Source organism: Ktedonobacter sp. SOSP1-85 (assembly GCF_016587415.1).
GTDB lineage: Bacteria > Chloroflexota > Ktedonobacteria > Ktedonobacterales > Ktedonobacteraceae > Ktedonobacter.
In genome coordinates, this window is the sequence record NZ_BNJI01000001.1 from 3,914,897 (window position 1) to 3,930,843 (window position 15,947).

The window sequence follows — 15,947 nt, forward strand, 5'->3', positions numbered from 1 at the left end:
GAAAGATAACGTACCATTGGTAGAATCAGACAAACTGGAGCATGACAAGCCTGGCTATCTTGGTCCTACACCCCCAGTGGGACAGTTGCCTCCCAAGGGAGAACGGCTCTGGATTGAAAATTCTGAACAGCTTTTGCACGCGGTAGAACTACTTAAGCAATCACCTGTAGTGGCGATAGACGCGGAGTTTACACAGGTACGCTCTCTCTCTGCGGAGAGTAATAGCAGTACTGTTCCGCGCCTGGCGCTATTGCAACTGGCTATTGAGAAGCAATGCTTTGTCGTAGATACTCTCCGCCTGAAAGATCTCTCACTGTTGAATACAGTGGTGAGCGATCCTAATGTCATAGTTTTGCTGCATGGAGCGGGGGCTGATCTGCGGGTCATGGCCGAGCGAGGCGTGTTCGTGGCGCACTACTATGACCTGGAAGCAACCAGTCGCTCGGTCTTTGGGCAGCATGAGTCTTCGCTGGCAGCGATGCTCTGGCGGGCCTTTCATATGCGGCTGGATAAGAGCTTGCAGCGAACAGATTGGACGCGGCGTCCCTTGCCACCAGCTATGGTGGCCTACGCGGCGCGTGATGCCGAGGTGACATTGGCCCTGTATTCCTGGCTGGACCAGCACTTTCATACCGTTCTCCAGTTGCATGAATATCCTGGCCAGACGGAGCAGATGGCATCCTGGATCGAGCCTTTCCTGCGTGGGACCGCGCATACCTCGCCCGAGATGGCGGTAATGGAGGCCAGGGCCGAGGGAATCATTCGCAACAAGGCTCAGATCTATGCCGATTGTCGCTATGCCCTGGCAAATGTGACCCACCCTATTCGGCGCAACCGCCTGTTGCGCCTGGTCGCTGATCTCATGCTGACACGCATGGCGCCTGATATTCTGCCGCTGTTGCAGGCCTCGACCTCTGATGAGCGAGCTGGAAGCGCGCGTACACTGGGACGCCTGGGGATCAAGAGCGCGCTAGAGCCACTACGCCTTCTGCTGCAAGATCCAGTGCAAGACGTACGCAAAGCCGCAGCCAACGCCATTCGCAATCTGGATGAGCGCGATCCGCATCAGCAGCGAAACATGCCGACGCGCACAGCGGATGGTGCGCGCAGTTGGGTTATTGAGTCGAGTGAAAGCGAGCAGGCGAGCGCGAATGCTGGCGACGAGAACGACTGGAAGTCGCGCCTGCGCTCCATGATGGACGCCTAGTTTACATGAAAAAGGGGTGTGGTGGTGGACTGGCCGAGCCAGTCCACCACCACACCCCTTTTTCTATTACCCTACTTAGGCGCGGCGTGGAAGACGCGTGCCAAGCCAGACAAGAAATAGGAGCCCGGAGAGAATACTGGCCTGTCGAAGGCGTGTCGCCCAGAGCACCTCTTGCTCCGGGTCGCCCTCGCCCAGGCGTAGCAGGCGCACAACTTTTAGCGAGACGGGATAAGCAACCTCTCCATTGGAAGAAGATGCATGAGAAGAAAGAATGATGAGATCGTCCGTCTGTGGGTGAGTTGAGGCTGGCTGCTGCTCCTGGTGCTGGCGAAGTTGCTCGGCGAGTGCGATAAAAAACTGTTGTGTAAGCAACTTGGCCGCTCCACGTGTGACGAGCGGGGGAACGAGTTGCCCGAAGGTAATATTGCCTTTGTAGGCCAAAACGGTGTTCCCATGGCGCTCATTCAGATGAAGCGTCCCTTCACCACTGATGGCGTTGGTCGTTTCGGTCCCCTCCAGGGTAAAGTGACAGTAGTAGGGAGCGTGCCGGTCGGTAATCGTGAGCTGTCCTGTATACGTTCCCGCGAGTGGCGCCTGCTGAATGCTGAGCGAGACAGCATAGGTCTCCTTCCCTCGCTCCTCAATCTGAGTCAATCCGGGAAGGGCGTGTCGCAGGACGGCTTTGTCTGTTAAGCACTGCCACACCTCTTCTGGTGATGCTTGCAGTGTGTACGTGCCCTCAATATTCATAAGCCCTGGGTGGCAAAAATCCGTCTGCCTGCTGGCGACGGAAGGAGCCACCCGCTCCTTTCCTTGTTCGTAGTTCTAGCCATCACTCTGTTCAATGAGGAACAGTAGCAATGACCGATGCCTTGTCCTACAAGGGGTGAGTGTGTGATAATGCCCTTTTTTCGCGCTTGATGAGTGCGCTATCTAGCATGTAGATACTACTAAAGTTAATAATGACATTATAGGGGAGATGCGAAGATGTCGCAACCGCACAGCCAGAGAGACCAGGGCTTCTCGCTCTCCTATGGTGCTTGCCTTAGTTCTCTGCGCGAGCTTGTAGAATAAGGGGTATGTGTGCGTAAAAACGGCTTTGCCGTTTTTACGCACACATACCCCTTCCCCTGAGCGCCGTAGGCGCGAAGGCTCTACTCGTAATGCTTGCGTTCGTCTAGCACAGGGTGTATACTACTGCGGTATAAATGCGTGAGGAGGTAGTCGGGTCTTTGCCCCACCTCTGTAAGGAGCTTGAACAGCAATGAAAGTAATTCTTTTAAAAGATGTACAGGGTCTGGGAAAGGCCGGCGACCTGAAAGAGGTCGCGAACGGATATGCTCGCAACTATCTCTTGCCCCAGCAGGTAGCGGCTGCGGCGACTCCCAGCCTGCTCTCAAACCGTACACAGCGTATCGCCGCTGAGAAGCGCAAGCAGGAAAAGTTGGAAGAGACGAATCGCCAGCTTGCCGAGCGCCTGGGCCAGGTCTCGCTCACCTTTAAGGCGCGAGTTGGTACGCAGGGTCGCCTCTATGGCTCGATTACAAGCCAGGATATTGCCGCCGCGTTGCGCGATGCTGAGAAGCTGACCGTAGATCGCCGCACTATCGAGCTTGCCGAGCCTATTCGTGCCCTGGGCACTTTCCAGGTCCCCGTCAAAATTGCTCCTCAGCTGGAGCCTAAATTGACGGTGAGTGTCGTGGACGAGGCCGCCAAGTAACTACCAGGAACTGCAAAGTCCATGCTCCACGAGTAAGGAGAGAGCCCTGCCAGCCACCAGCTGGCAGGGCTCTCTCCTTACTCGTGGAGCGATTATTTCCCCTCGTAGCGCTCTGTGATATCACTTCCTGGACGATATGCGTTATGCTTTATGTCGCGCATGACCCGGGGCAGATGGGGGAGCAGGTCAGAGGCTAATAAACCCGCATTACCCAGTTCCGCGCTGACACGCTCGCCCGCGCAGCTGTGGATGTAGACCGCCAGGCTGGCAGCATCAAAGGGGTCGAGCCCTTGGGCCAGGAAGCCTGTGACGATTCCCGCCAGGACATCACCGGTGCCAGCAGTCGCCAGGGCGGCGTTCGCCTTCCAGTTCAGGCGTACCCTGCCATCGGGATGGGCGATGATCGTGCAGGCCCCTTTCAGCACAAGCGTTACCTGCCACTCCTGAGCCTTCTCCCTCGCCAGCGCCAGGCGATCAATCGAGCCACCTGAGACCTTTTGCCCTTTGCAGAGGCGGCTCATTTCACCTGGATGGGGCGTGATGATTGTGCCCTCAGGGAGGAAGGTCCACCAGTGCTCCAGGGCTGAAAGGTTGTTGAGTCCATCAGCGTCGATCACGAGGTGGGGACGCTTCTCCGTCGGTTCTGAGCGCAAGTATTCCAGGACTTGCAGAATTGTCTCGCGGGTCTCAGGCGATTGTCCCAGGCCTGGACCCATAAGCAGGGCGCGATAACCCGGCAGGTGGTCGCTTAGAGCCTGGGCGCGCTCGTGCGTCTTGCCGCGATTGAGTTCGCTGGTGGGACCCTCGGGCAGGATGGCAAAGGTGGCTTCATGGAGAGAACTGGCATAGATGGGAAGGGTTTTCTCAGTCACGGCCAGCGTAATCAAACCAGCGCCCACACGCCCGGAGGCACTACCAGCCAGGTAGGCGGAGCCTGGATAGGCTGCCGAGCCACAGAAGAGCATGACCTTGCCAAAGGTGCCCTTATTGCTATTAAGGGGCCTGTGAGGAAGGTAGGAGCGGCAGAAACCCTGATTAAGCATCTCCGTCTGGAGATGGCTCTCTAAGTCAGTAGGGAGCCCAATAGAGCCCACATGCAGCTCACCGATATACTCGCGGGCCGGAAAGAAGAAGAAGCCCTGTTTAGGACAGGCGAGCGTGATAGTCATATCGGCCTTGAGCGTTCCAGGATCGACCTCGCCGGTATCGGCATTGACCCCAGTGGGCAGGTCGATGGCGACAATTCGCAGTTCTGGGCGTTGCTCACCTTCACGTTTTACGCGCTCAAGCAAGGCGCGCATATCATCGCTCAAGGGACGAGAGGTACCTGTGCCCAGCAACGCATCAACCACATAATCCGCGCTCTGGAGCACAGATTCTAGCTCTTCGCTGGTATGATGTTCATCGATATCCTGCCCTCGCACGGTTAATTTGTGTTGCTTCCAGGCGTAATGGCTGACCAACGCGCCTGCTTTGATCAGGTGTTCAGCCATGACCATACCATCACCACCATTATTGCCGGGTCCGATCAGGAAGAGAACTTCGAGGTCGTTGATTGAATGGTGCGGAAGGAGTTGCGCCATGAAGATGTCTGCGGCGCTATTGCCTGCATGCTGCATAAGGATAGGGGATGTCAGACCGTGCTGGCGTTCTGCCTGAGCTTCCAGTTCTCTCATCTCCTCGATGGTAACGATATGCATGACGGCCCTCCAAGCCTTCGAAATGTGTGAATGTGTAGATTGCTCTGTCCGCTATATACAATATTTATTGTAATGGGTCTGCTTCAATCCTGGAGCATCCCTGCCTTGCTGCCCCCGCTTTCTTTGCCGCGCACCGGCGCTAAGCAGTGGCGCCTATGTATATTTAAGCATATTTGGCACGCTAAATGTGCATGTTTTTGCGTGATGCCTCGCGCCTGCGGCGCTCAGGGGTAAGGGGGTGTGGGTGGAAAACAGCTTTGCCGTTCCGCCCACACCCCCTTACATATCATTCACAAGCCCTGGGTCTGGCACTTTTACTCGTTTCCTTCAGCGACAAATGTTGATATAATAGGTGTTACACAAATTTGGCTCCTGGCCTGAAGGACCAGGGAAAGTATTAATTGCTTTGGGAGGTTCCTTGTAGTGCAATGTAATCGTTGTGGGGCTACATTGTCCCCAGGCGTGCCAACCTGTCCTTATTGTGCCAATCCAACACCTTATAACGCGGGCTCTTCTCCTCAGAACGCCTACACATCACCATCACCGTCAAACTCATATGGACAGCCGCCGTACGCTCCGCCTCCGCAGGTTCCATACGGACAGCCGCCGTACGCTCCGCCTCCGCAGGTTCCATACGGACAGCCAATCATGGCGCAGCCGCGGAAACAATCAGGATGCGCCATCGCGGCAATTATCGTACTCGTCGTGCTGCTCGTTCTCACATGTGGCATTAGTGGAATCTATATTGCTGTCCAGAATAACAAAACTGCAACTATGAATCAGGACGCCACGGCGACAGCAGACGATGCCACAGCAACAGCATACGCGGTGCAACTCACACCTACGCCATATCCACCCTATACCGAAAGCGAATCACCTTCGAGGGCTACCTTCTCCGAGGCTGCGCAGCAAGTGATTCCTACCGCGCAACTGGCAAATGAAGTTGATAGTCAGTACCGACCAGTCACGCTGCAATCGAAGTTCCAGAGCAGCCAGACGATCTATCTGTCCTACAAATGGGCACAAGGAAGCACTGGCTATGTCCAAACCCGCTGGTATGTCAATGGCGAAATGAAAGATAAAGCCATGTCCAAGTATATTAATCAATATGCTGATGGTTATGGATATTTCTCGGATAGTTTTTCTACCTATGACATCACTTTTCAAGGAACTGTAGAAGTTTTTTGGTGCCAGGATGCTGGCTGCACGCATGGCGGACTCGCGTGGGCGCGCCCATTTAGCGTGACCGCCAGCTAACCAGGATAAAATGCTTTCCATAACCGATATCTGGCAATGCCCGATGTCGGTTATTTTTGTACCTTTTTATGGGGTGGTAAAGACTCTTGGAATAGCCTGCCAGGAGGGTTGATAGGTTTTCTATATCGGGATAAATTTGACACCTTGCTGGATATATTATTCTGGTTTTAGCTGGATATATATGGATAGAATTGGCTTGGTGTGACAAAGGAGATAGGCTTGTGGGGCCTGTTGGGTAGAGTATGTTGGATTACCTATTTGATAGCTGCTATACTGGCGCATATGAAACTTGCTTTAAAGATTACTCCACAACGGAGCACACAATACATGCACCTGGCGGACACCCTGGCCCTGCCAGAATTGCTGGTCAGCCCCCTACGGACTGAGATGGTCGCGGCGCAGCGCATAGAGCTGGCCGGACAGGGGTATGTTCTGGTCGAGCTGAACGCCGGGACGACGCTGACACCCTGGCACCTGGATATACTAGGGCGCCTGGGGGCTACAAGCGAGATCTATGAATATTTTGAGCGTATTGGGGATGTGGAGGGGCCATTGCTGCGCCCACTTGCCTCACCCTACACGCCTTTTGTTCCTCACGAAATCGCGGAGGCGCGGCGTTACAGAGGCAAAACTAACGAACTCTTTACCCAGGTTTTGCTCAATGTAGCCGTCTTCTCTGGCGCGTATGCGATGCAGAGCACTGAGCGTCTGCGCATACTTGATCCCCTGGCGGGTGGTGCCACCACCCTCTTTCTCGCCCTGGCCGCGGGCTATGACGCCTTTGGCATCGAGCTACAGCGGCAGGATGTCGAGACCACTGCGGGCTATGTACGCCAGTACCTGACCGGTGAGGGGATTCCCTTTAAGGAGACGGATGAGCGGGGGCGTAAGGCGGGACGGCGCTACCAGTTCGAGATTGGTCGCAAGGGGCAGAAGGTTACCAGAGCCAATGCAGATAGTACGCGGGCATTTGTGCTCGCGCATGGGGACGCGGGAGACGCACTCGCGCACATGCGTGAGATTCCAGGCGGACCCCGTATGCATGCCATTGTAGGCGATCTGCCATATGGCATCCAGCACTTTGGTGAACTCTCCGATCTCTTGCAGAGGGCGCTCCCCACCTGGGAGCAGATGCTGCTTCCGGGTGGAACACTTGCCCTGGCCTGGAACGCAACGCGTATTGAACGCACTGAAATGGTTGAGCTTATAAGCCGTGCGACGGACCTGCATGTCCTGGACGAACCGCCCTATACGCAACTGGTGCATGCCGTCGATCGTGTGATTAAGCGACGCGATATCCTGGTTGCCATCGCAGACTAACCAACGTTTTCAGGACGTCCACCACATCCTATCTGGGAAGGGCCTTCACGCCTGCGGCGCTCACGGATAAGGTATGTAGTGGCTGGCTGGGAAGGGCCTTCACGCCTGCGGCGCTCACGGGTAAGGGGATGTGGGTGAAAAACGGCAAAGCCGTTTTTCACCCACATCCCCTTACTCCTCGGCTCGCGTAGCGAGCCGAGGTAAGAACTGGAAAATCCGGCCAGAAACTCTGGCAAAGATGCGCAGCATGGACAAAGTAGCTTATAATGAGGGGAGAATCTCACATTTTTTAATCTTCCCATTATAAAAGCTTAATGTTTCGAAGCTTAATGTTTCCTATAGCAGAGCGGTTCCAGGGAAACGAGCATAAATTGAAGAAGCTAGTTATTGAGGTGCTTAATGCGTAATGTCCCGAATATCCTGAGTATCAGTCGCCTGATCTCAACGGTTATTGTGTTTATATTGGTTCTGGTCAATCAACCGTGGGCGTACCTGGTCGCGACCGTGCTGTTTGCGCTTTCGGCGGTGACTGATTATTTGGATGGTTACCTGGCCCGGCGCTATAATCTGGTCTCGCCGCTGGGCGTCTTTCTGGATTTGACTGCCGATAAAGTCTTTGTCGTGTCCATTCTTATTGCGATGATAGAGGTGCACCTGGTCTCTTCCTGGATCGTATTTATCATCGTGACGCGCGAGTTTATGGTATCTGGTTTACGTTCGGTTGCGGCCGCGCGGGGCAAGGTGATTCCCGCGGGCAAATGGGGCAAGCAAAAGACCTTTATTACCCTGATCGCTATCGGAGTCGTCCTGCTCGCGAAGGGACTGGGGGCACATCTGTTGTCGCTCTTTCCCTGGCAGGTGGCCTTCAACAGTCAGACCCTGGTCTTCAATGAACTCCTGCTCTTTATTGGAGATATCTTCCTGATTGTTGCCACCATCTGGACCATCTTCTCTGGGATTGAATATACTGTTGGCGCGATACCCATCTTCCGCGAGGAGATTAAAGAAGAGAAGCAGAACAGCACCATCTAGCCTTATTCCCCTGGCAGTTCTTCTCAGTTCGCAAGCTCACCTTTAGGTTAAGAAGTGGTGGCGTGGTGCGCGGGCATTTGCCCGCGCACCACGCCACCACTTCTTAACCACTATGATATGTAGACGCGTGCTTTAGCAGCGCAGTCCCCTAGTTTGTGTTTGGCGTCGTATCGACTTTCTGGCCCAGCTTGCGCTCAGTGCCAGAGAGCAGGCGTTTGATATTGTCGGCATGGAAGATGAGGACCAGGGCGGGGGAAATAATCAGGAAGAGCAATTGCTGGATCGTCACGTGAGCGAAGATGTGAGGGTTGCCCTGACTGATCAGGAAAAAGATGATGCCACAAATAATGGTGCAGGCTGAACCTAGAACTGAACCAAGTGAGACATAGCGTGAGAGAATGATCGTCCCCACTGTGACAATCAAGCATATGAGAAAGATGGTGGGAGAGATGACCAGAAGCGCGCCGCCACCGGTCAGCACACCGCGACCCCCCTTAAAACCAATGAATACGGGATAACAATGGCCGAGCAGGGCCAGGATGCCCGCGATAGCTGGTCCCCAGCCACCAGCGTTGAGGGCTGGGACCAGGAGAGCGAGCAGGGTGGGGCCAACTCCTTTAGACAGGTCTATCAGGAAAACGATGGCCGCTGGCCCGTTGCCAAGCGTGCGTTGAACGTTGGTTGCGCCGATTTTCTTGCTGCCATGATCGCGAATGTCAAAATCTTTCCCACGTAAGATTTTTCCCATCCAGTAACCGGTAGGAATTGAACCCCATAAGTAGGCAATAAGTGCGCTCAGGATCACTGAAATAATAATACCAGGCATGAGAGCCTCCTCAAAATAGATAGCAGGTATTATGATATGTAATACGCGTGCTTTCGCAGTGTTGTCTGGTGGATTACCTCCTCCGCCCGAACCCCCGACTCATTATAGTTGGAATGCGCCGAAATTACCAGATCACCCATGAAGAGCGACTACAGACGCCAGCTCCCATCGAGCATCCACTGAATATTGTCGTTTACAAGATTTTTTCCGACACGTGCCTTGAGCGCCAGGAGTGTACCAGGAATAACTTTGTCGCGTGCCTGTAAGGTCTCTGGATCACCTATAAGCAGGTGGAGGAGCGTGATATGCTCATTACCAGCAATGTATGTGTGCACGAGCTGTGTGAGGGTAGGGGCATCGTCCACTCCCCGCTCAATGCTGTTTTTACAGAGGAGGAGGCAGTTGTGGAGCAGCGTAGCTGCCTCACGCTCCTGGGGATTGAGGAGGAGCATGTGACTGCTCATGGCTAGCCCATTTTGTTCACGTACCGTTGGAGTGAGACGTAAACTTACATCAATGTGCAGATCATGTATAATTTTATGTATAATCGCGGCCTGGATGGCATCTTTTTGTCCTAGAAAGGCAATATCGGGACGTACAATAAGCAGGAGTTGACCCAGGGCCGTGGCGAACTCATTGAGGGCATTGTCTGTACAATGCGCTGGCACAAGTGCCTCCTGGATAGAGCCACCAAGGCGAATATAGGTCGCATATGCTGCTGGAAAGAGATCTTCCCAGCGGGGCGTGAACACCACGTCGACATCACTTGCTGTGAGCAAGCGCAGGCTCTCTTCCAGACTGTGGATGCTCATGGTCGTGTCACTGCTGGCATCAAAGGAGAGTGGAGTTCGTAAAAGACACACGACAGTGATTTCGCAGTGCTCACGCGCGGTCACCAGGAGCGCTTGATGCCCGGCGTGCATGCTCAGTTCATTTGTGATGGGGATGAAGCCAACACTTCCTCGTGTGAGCCAGCCGCGAGCGGTTTCGATCATCTCGTCGATTTCTTCTATAATACGCATAACCGTTTCCTGCGAAAGAGTAGATACTGCCTATTAGGAAACCTGAGCGCACGGCCGCTGTGCCCCCCGAATGGGGGAAGCGCTAGTCACGAGAGTGACGTTGGTTTCCGCATAAGAACGAACATAAACTACTTCTCCGAAAACCCTGAGCGCGAAGCGCTAGACACGCCAGTGGCGTTGGGTTTCGGAATAAGATCAAAGTATATTCCGTAGTGTGCTAAACGTATCGTGGGGTGGCAGGTAACGTTGCCACTACAATGTACCGCGTTGTCCTAAGGAGGTTTTGCTATGAGTCAGATAGGTGTTGTGTTACGCAGAAGTATGCGCCTGCTGCTCCTGGTGCTCGCAAGTAGTGCTGCTTTTATTCTGGTCTATATTTTGCGAAAGAATGTGTTCAAGTCAGCGCCAGCGAGCGAAGAGAATGAAACGATTACCCTGCCTCCCATCTCACTCGCCACGCCGTCCGCGTTTGTGCCTGCCGCAAGCAGCGAAGCAGCTTTGGAGAAGGTCGCTGTGCAATCTAATCCTGCTGTTGACTCTCCCCTGACTTTAAGCGAGGAGCCTGTCCCGCCGCTGGCGCGTTCCATCCAGACGCCAGAGGTGGTAACGGATGAAGATGTAGAACTCGCCACGCTCGACCCGGCAGTCTCCGGGCAAACCGAGACCATTGCGGCCTCAACTCCGAATGATTCACTGCCTGCTGACACCTCTGATATAATTGCTCAAACGACTTCGGAGGAGAGCGTTCAGCCTGTGTCCGCGCCTGAGCGCCAGGATGAGGGGATATCAGGCCTACAGGAGCCAGAGCGTGTGACAGAAAGTGAGCAAGAGCCACTAGCAGCGGTTACCGGGAGCAAAGAAGAGGTTGGGGTCTCCTCTGAGCCTGCATCGCCATCAGAGCCACAGGCAAGCGCTGAGACGGCTGTGGCTTACTGTGTGAAGTGTCGGACCAGGCGTGAGATGCAGGCGCCCGAGCGTTCAGTCACGAAAAATGGGCGGAGCGCCCTGGTGGGACATTGCCCTGTCTGTGGTACTAAATTATTCCGTTTTATTACGGGCTAAATTTGGCCTTGTATGTTTTACAAACGTGGGGCCTGCTGCTCCCAGCAGGCGGAGAATAAGGGAGGCATGACGCTCTAGATGAGGAATGAGTACAAGCGTTTAGACATGGCCTATGTATACACAAGATGAAATATACAAGATCGCGCCAGAATAGTGAAAATTTGTCCAGAAATTACTTGACGTAGTGAAAATGACAACGTATAATCTCCCTCATGTGTTTGGACACCTGTGTTTCTGCCGATTATGAAACACAGTGAAGCATCGCCTCGAAAAAATAAAGGAAAAATGGCAGTGGCAACAGGACATTGCAATGCTAAAAAGCGCAACGCTGCCTGGCTGTCTCCACGTTCATCCTCTTTTACCAGCGAAGACAAAATGGTAGCCGGGGGTGGAGAAAAGGGTACCACCTCTCGATAATAATGTAGAGAGGTCATGGATGGCGCGTGATGGTTGTGCGAGGGTCATGATGCAAAAGAGATATGAATAACATTTTTCACAGCAGATCTTTGAGGCGGGTATCTGGAATAAACCGGCTAGTTGGTTGAATTCGCGATACCAGGAGGAATTTTACAATGAGTATTGGTGGACAGAGTGAAACGAATTCAGAGCGTAAGGTAGTTCGTCTGACCCCGCAGGGCTATGCCAAGAATAAAGAACGTCTGGACTACTTGCGCAACGTAAAACGCAGGGAGGCTGCCGACTACGTTCATGAGGCTAAAGAGGCCGGTGATATTAGTGAGAGCAGCGCGTATGAAGATGCCAAGAATGAGCAAGCCAAGGTTGAGGGCGAGATCATCGAGCTTGAGCACCTGCTTGCAGTCGCCGAGGTGATTACGCCTGAGTCACTTGACCGACACGATGGAACGGTACGCATCGGCATGAAGGTTGAGCTTGAGAGTGAGAGCGGCGCCAAGCGTGTGTTCAAGATCGTAGAGACCTACGAAGCGGATCCAAAGTCTGGCCTTATCTCAGATCAATCTCCTGTTGGCAAGGCCTTGATGGGACATAAAGAGGGTGACGAGGTCACTGTGACGACCCCTGGAGGTGTTACCGCCTACACAATCCTCTCGATTACCACGATGTACGAATAGCGCCTGCGGCGCTTACTGAGCAGGGGTGTGTTGTGCCGGGCTGGCGAAGCCAGCCCGGCACAACACACCCCTGCTCTATTTTTAGAAGACGAACTGGCCGTCTTTGGAGAAGAGTTCGCCGTCAACACGAATCTCGCTGCCACTGCGCAGGTCACAGACCATATCCCAGTGCAGGGCTGAGGTGTTATGGCCTCCGGCTTCGGGGAAGCCGTTGCCCAGCGCCAGGTGAACGGTACCACCCATCTTCTCGTCGAAGAGGATATTCTTGATGCAGCGATCCACGTCGCGGTTGTTGCCGAAGGCGAACTCGCCCAGGCGGCGCGCCCCCTCGTCCAGGCCGAGCATCTGGTCCAGGTAATCCTGCCCCTGAGCGGCAGTAGCCTCAACTACGACGCCGTTCTCGAAGCGCAGGCGGACATCCTCGACCGAGCGACCATTGAACGCCGCCGGGAAGCTATAGCGGATATAGCCATTGGCCGAGGTTTCGACCGGGCTGGTGAAGAACTCGCCACCGGGGAAGTTCTTCTTGCCATCGTCGTTGATGAAGCTGCGACCCTCGATGGAGAGCGTGAGGTCGGTATCCTGCCCCTGGATATGAATGGTGCGCTTGCCTTTGAGCCACTCGACGTAGCGCTCCTGCTGGCGCGAGAGCTCTTGCCAGCTTGCGACTGGATCTTCATCGTTGAGCTTGCAGGCCTTGTAGACAAACTCTTCAAAGTCGCTCAGCGACATATCGGCATCCTGGGCATAGGCGCTGGTCGGGAACATGCAGATGTTCCAGCGCAGTAAGCCTTCGGCTGAGCGCCGCGCATAGGTCCCAAGCAGCTCACGGCTGGCCTTCTGGGCGTAGGCCAGGCGTGCCGGATCAACTCCGCTCATGCCCCTGGTATTCTCATCACTCAGGATATTGATCCAGGTCTCGTATTCTTCGATGATATGGCGCATACTGGGCGCGATATAGTCGAGCTGTTTGTCAGAACCCTCTTTTAGTAGAATTTCTCTGATGCCTGGCAGGCTGACAAAAGTCTCAACGAAGGCGCCGGCGCGAACAGCCTCTCGCGCAATCTCGCGTACCAGGGGGGCTGCGAGCGGCGAAGATTGGATCGCCAGGCGATCTCCCTCTTTGATGGTTGTCGAATGGTGGACGAGCACCTTTGCCATGCGCTGTAAACGGATATCACTCATAAGTTTTCTCCTTTTAAAAAATCCTTTGTATGGTTAGTATATGCCAATTTATGGATGTAAGTCACCTGCGTTTTCGGCGACCATAGCCGTCGCTGGCTGGCCTTCATGAGCAGGTAGCAGAAAGAGGCTCAGTATGCCTGCCAGGACGATCAGGCCACCGCACAGGCCGAAGAGTATGTCGACGCGTACTAATTGCCCCAGAAAGCTTGCCAGGGTCGCAGAGAGCAGGCTAAAGCCAAACATGGAAGTATCAAGAACTGACTGAACACGGCCCATCATTTTTCCTGGTGTGACGCCCATAATCAAAGGCCCAAAGCCAATGTTGAGTCCAGCCTGGGGGATACAGATCAGGAAATTCAAGATCACAGCGACCAGAAAAATGGTCTGGAACGAATAGACAATCAGCCCAATACCAAGGAGCATAACGCCCCAGGATACCATCGCCTTCGGCGTAATCCTCTTACCTAAGAGACCGCAAACGACGGCTCCCACCAGGACGCCCACACCGCCAGCGGCCATTAAGGTGCCGTAGAGCGAGGTTGGTGAATGTAGACGTTGCGCGACAAAGACGATATCCAACGAGTTGAGTGCGCCCGCCCCGAGCATTGCCAGCAGTGATACAAGGATCAGGATGAGCAATGTGCGGGTCTTACGCACGAAGGTGAGACCCTCCTGAAATTCGCGTAAGACCAGTTGTAACCCCTGCTGCGAATTGGCCTCCTGGGCCTGATAAGCGTAGGGGTGGAGCTGTTCGCGTGGTACACGCATCAAGCTGACACAGAGGGCTGAGACACCAAAGGAAAGGGCGTTGATTGTTAGAGCTATTGTTGGACCGAATAGGGAATAGAGCGGGGTGGCGATGGCTGGCCCCAGAATGAAAGAGATCGCCATCAAGGTCTGGCTTACGGAGGCGGCCTGCCCCCGTTGCTCTTCTGGTACAATGGCCTGGAGTAGGGCTGCCTTGGCGGGCATAAAGAAGCGTGAGAAGGCTCCCAGTACAAAGACGCTCACATAGATGGTAGGGAGCCGCAGGGCGCCCGCAACCAGGAGCGGAATCAGGGTCAGCGCGGCGCGTGCGATATCTGCTGTAAGCATTGTCGTGCGCCGGTTCCAGCGATCTACAAAGACGCCTGCAAATGGCCCCAGGAGAAAGATGGGAGCATATTCCGCTACCCAGATGCTACCTACAGCACCTGCCTGGTGGGTGAGCTCGTAGATCCAGACCAGGAGGGTTGTCGTAAAAAAGAAGTCTCCAACATTAGAGATGCCCTGAGCACATGCCAGTAAGACAAAATTGCGATTGTGGACAAGCCCTCGCCTGGGAATTGGCGCACCAGTCCTGGCGCTTTCAGCCAGTGTGCCCGTTGCAACCGGGCCTGAACTCTCGATTTGCATATGAATTTCTCCTGCGCATTCCCTGCTAGGGGAAGAAGCCATTTATGGTTGCATCCGGCATGCTGTAGGGTCCAAGCTTGCTTGGACTCACACGCTCACTAGTCGGCAATGAACTCCAGCGAGAAGAGTCCATGCCAGCATGGACCCTACAAAGCCTTATGACTCGCGAATATTCATCAGGTATGTATGCACGTCTGGCGCGGCCTGTAGGCGTCCAACGAGACTGAATTTTTCGATGGTTGCCTGAACGAGTTCAAGCGGGACATCGCTGGCGATGACACAAAGCCCTACGATACTTAGATGCAGGTGTTTATTCTGTTGCAGCGCCTGCTCTAGCTCACGTTTGCTAATGTGGCGAACCCCAACCGAGACCTCCTGTTCAGGTTGCTGTGGTTGTACATCGGCTATGCGTGCTGCTGGCATTGCTAGTTCCTTCTGGTGTTCAGGATAGCCAAAGAGCACATGCATGAATTCCTGCTCGCCTTCAATCCCACGCGGTTTTTCGTATGTTTCATAGAGCTCGTCGATACGCTTCAAAAGCTGGCGCATCTCATCGGTCGTCATATAGAGATGAGCCAGGACAAAGGCTAGCTCTGCCCCTGGCTCTTGTGCGCTTTGCATGGAGTGCTGAAAGGCAGCAAGGTAGCCATCACGAGCCTGATTCAAGAGCTGACCGAGACCCTCGACCGCCTCATCCTGTTGCACAGAAGAGAAAAGCCCCTTGGGGACACTGATATTGCGTGCGACGGCCTGGTAGTACTTTTCCAGGATGCCGCCTTTTTCGCGGGTCTCAACCAGTTTGAGCAACTGCACCTTCTCCAACTCTCGCACATGGTAATGAACCTTGGCTGGGGCCATGCCCAGCAACTCAGCCAGTTGCGTGACGGTCAGAGGCTTCTCTTTTAAATTGTCCAGAATGCGCACGCGTAGCAGGTCGCTGATGGCACGCAACTGTTCCAGGCTTGTGATCTCATAAATATCAAGCATTTTTTATCATGCCACTTCTTTTTATCGATCAAAAAAATTTGATCGTGTAAGGATAATAAACTATATGCTCGGACTTTGTCAAGCCCATGAAGCAGGGGTGCATCGCCGAAAAAGGGACCGCAACGTTTCGCTGCGGTCCCTTT

The 15,947-nt window shown here is 54.1% G+C and carries 15 protein-coding genes; 7 read left to right on the plus strand and 8 right to left on the minus strand.

The annotated features are described in order from the left end of the window. Positions 1–16: 16 nt before the first annotated feature. Entirely contained in the window at positions 17–1,207 is a 1,191-nt protein-coding gene (locus KTE_RS16475) for a HEAT repeat domain-containing protein (RefSeq protein ID WP_201382665.1), read from the plus strand. Positions 1,208–1,282: 75 nt separating this feature from the next. Here KTE_RS16475 and KTE_RS16480 read toward each other — a convergent pair whose 3' ends face one another. Then, complete coding sequence (locus KTE_RS16480; RefSeq protein ID WP_201382667.1) at positions 1,283–2,008, minus strand: CoxG family protein; 726 nt, start codon at positions 2,006–2,008, stop codon at positions 1,283–1,285. A 463-nt stretch (positions 2,009–2,471) separates the two neighbouring features. On the opposite strand from KTE_RS16480, the gene rplI reads away from it, so the two are divergent. Then, positions 2,472–2,927: a 50S ribosomal protein L9 gene (gene rplI / locus KTE_RS16485; protein WP_201369666.1), complete on the plus strand. Its 456-nt coding sequence runs from the start codon at positions 2,472–2,474 to the stop codon at positions 2,925–2,927. Positions 2,928–3,019: 92 nt separating this feature from the next. Here rplI and KTE_RS16490 read toward each other — a convergent pair whose 3' ends face one another. After that, entirely contained in the window at positions 3,020–4,627 is a 1,608-nt protein-coding gene (locus KTE_RS16490; protein ID WP_201382670.1) for an NAD(P)H-hydrate dehydratase, read from the minus strand. 648 nt (positions 4,628–5,275) lie between these two features. Between KTE_RS16490 and KTE_RS16495 the strand changes: the two genes are divergently transcribed. Together KTE_RS16495 and KTE_RS16500 are read left to right on the plus strand one after the other, a co-directional pair. After that, positions 5,276–5,884 carry a hypothetical protein gene (locus KTE_RS16495; protein ID WP_201382672.1) on the plus strand — a complete coding sequence of 203 codons (609 nt, stop codon included), beginning with the start codon at positions 5,276–5,278 and terminating at the stop codon, positions 5,882–5,884. 327 nt (positions 5,885–6,211) lie between these two features. Continuing rightward, entirely contained in the window at positions 6,212–7,204 is a 993-nt protein-coding gene (locus tag KTE_RS16500) for a hypothetical protein (RefSeq protein ID WP_201382674.1), read from the plus strand. Here KTE_RS16500 and KTE_RS16505 read toward each other — a convergent pair. Beyond that, positions 7,201–7,371: a hypothetical protein gene (locus tag KTE_RS16505; RefSeq protein ID WP_201382676.1), complete on the minus strand. Its 171-nt coding sequence runs from the start codon at positions 7,369–7,371 to the stop codon at positions 7,201–7,203. The two genes, KTE_RS16500 and KTE_RS16505, sit on opposite strands and share 4 nt — an antisense overlap. A 232-nt stretch (positions 7,372–7,603) precedes the next feature. Here KTE_RS16505 and pgsA point away from each other — a divergent pair, with 232 nt between their 5' ends. After that, a complete protein-coding gene (gene pgsA / locus KTE_RS16510; RefSeq protein ID WP_201382678.1) occupies positions 7,604–8,236 on the plus strand; it encodes a CDP-diacylglycerol--glycerol-3-phosphate 3-phosphatidyltransferase in 633 nt (210 codons plus the stop codon). A 148-nt stretch (positions 8,237–8,384) separates the two neighbouring features. On the opposite strand, the gene plsY is transcribed toward pgsA, so the two are convergent. Together plsY and KTE_RS16520 are read right to left on the minus strand one after the other, a co-directional pair. Then, the gene (gene plsY / locus KTE_RS16515; protein WP_201382680.1) at positions 8,385–9,062 is read right to left on the minus strand and encodes a glycerol-3-phosphate 1-O-acyltransferase PlsY; all 678 of its coding nucleotides are present in this window, start codon (positions 9,060–9,062) and stop codon (positions 8,385–8,387) included. Between the two features lie 149 nt (positions 9,063–9,211). Continuing rightward, positions 9,212–10,084 carry a pantoate--beta-alanine ligase gene (locus KTE_RS16520; protein WP_201382682.1) on the minus strand — a complete coding sequence of 291 codons (873 nt, stop codon included), beginning with the start codon at positions 10,082–10,084 and terminating at the stop codon, positions 9,212–9,214. A 288-nt stretch (positions 10,085–10,372) separates the two neighbouring features. Here KTE_RS16520 and KTE_RS16525 point away from each other — a divergent pair, with 288 nt between their 5' ends. Next, positions 10,373–11,146, plus strand: a complete 774-nt coding sequence (locus tag KTE_RS16525; RefSeq protein WP_201387291.1) for a DUF5679 domain-containing protein — start codon at positions 10,373–10,375, stop codon at positions 11,144–11,146. Positions 11,147–11,718: 572 nt separating this feature from the next. Then, positions 11,719–12,237, plus strand: a complete 519-nt coding sequence (gene greA / locus KTE_RS16530; protein WP_201369659.1) for a transcription elongation factor GreA — start codon at positions 11,719–11,721, stop codon at positions 12,235–12,237. A gap of 81 nt (positions 12,238–12,318) precedes the next feature. Here greA and KTE_RS16535 read toward each other — a convergent pair whose 3' ends face one another. From KTE_RS16535 to KTE_RS16545, 3 genes are all read right to left on the minus strand, one after another. Continuing rightward, the gene (locus KTE_RS16535; protein ID WP_201382684.1) at positions 12,319–13,422 is read right to left on the minus strand and encodes an aminopeptidase; all 1,104 of its coding nucleotides are present in this window, start codon (positions 13,420–13,422) and stop codon (positions 12,319–12,321) included. A gap of 48 nt (positions 13,423–13,470) precedes the next feature. After that, positions 13,471–14,817 carry an MFS transporter gene (locus KTE_RS16540; protein ID WP_201382686.1) on the minus strand — a complete coding sequence of 449 codons (1,347 nt, stop codon included), beginning with the start codon at positions 14,815–14,817 and terminating at the stop codon, positions 13,471–13,473. 156 nt (positions 14,818–14,973) lie between these two features. Further along, complete coding sequence (locus tag KTE_RS16545; protein ID WP_201382688.1) at positions 14,974–15,804, minus strand: helix-turn-helix domain-containing protein; 831 nt, start codon at positions 15,802–15,804, stop codon at positions 14,974–14,976. Positions 15,805–15,947: the final 143 nt, after the last annotated feature.

Excerpts from the sequence above, each read along its gene's own strand:
- rplI (WP_201369666.1), top strand. The coding sequence starts at position 2,472 with ATGAAAGTAATTCTTTTAAAAGATGTACAGGGTCTGGGAAAGGCCGGC.
- KTE_RS16490 (WP_201382670.1), bottom strand. The coding sequence starts at position 4,627 with ATGCATATCGTTACCATCGAGGAGATGAGAGAACTGGAAGCTCAGGCA.
- KTE_RS16495 (WP_201382672.1), top strand. The coding sequence starts at position 5,276 with ATGGCGCAGCCGCGGAAACAATCAGGATGCGCCATCGCGGCAATTATC.
- KTE_RS16500 (WP_201382674.1), top strand. The coding sequence starts at position 6,212 with ATGCACCTGGCGGACACCCTGGCCCTGCCAGAATTGCTGGTCAGCCCC.
- KTE_RS16505 (WP_201382676.1), bottom strand. The coding sequence starts at position 7,371 with ATGTGGGTGAAAAACGGCTTTGCCGTTTTTCACCCACATCCCCTTACC.
- pgsA (WP_201382678.1), top strand. The coding sequence starts at position 7,604 with ATGCGTAATGTCCCGAATATCCTGAGTATCAGTCGCCTGATCTCAACG.
- plsY (WP_201382680.1), bottom strand. The coding sequence starts at position 9,062 with ATGCCTGGTATTATTATTTCAGTGATCCTGAGCGCACTTATTGCCTAC.
- KTE_RS16520 (WP_201382682.1), bottom strand. The coding sequence starts at position 10,084 with ATGCGTATTATAGAAGAAATCGACGAGATGATCGAAACCGCTCGCGGC.
- KTE_RS16525 (WP_201387291.1), top strand. The coding sequence starts at position 10,373 with ATGAGTCAGATAGGTGTTGTGTTACGCAGAAGTATGCGCCTGCTGCTC.
- greA (WP_201369659.1), top strand. The coding sequence starts at position 11,719 with ATGAGTATTGGTGGACAGAGTGAAACGAATTCAGAGCGTAAGGTAGTT.
- KTE_RS16535 (WP_201382684.1), bottom strand. The coding sequence starts at position 13,422 with ATGAGTGATATCCGTTTACAGCGCATGGCAAAGGTGCTCGTCCACCAT.
- KTE_RS16540 (WP_201382686.1), bottom strand. The coding sequence starts at position 14,817 with ATGCAAATCGAGAGTTCAGGCCCGGTTGCAACGGGCACACTGGCTGAA.
- KTE_RS16545 (WP_201382688.1), bottom strand. The coding sequence starts at position 15,804 with ATGCTTGATATTTATGAGATCACAAGCCTGGAACAGTTGCGTGCCATC.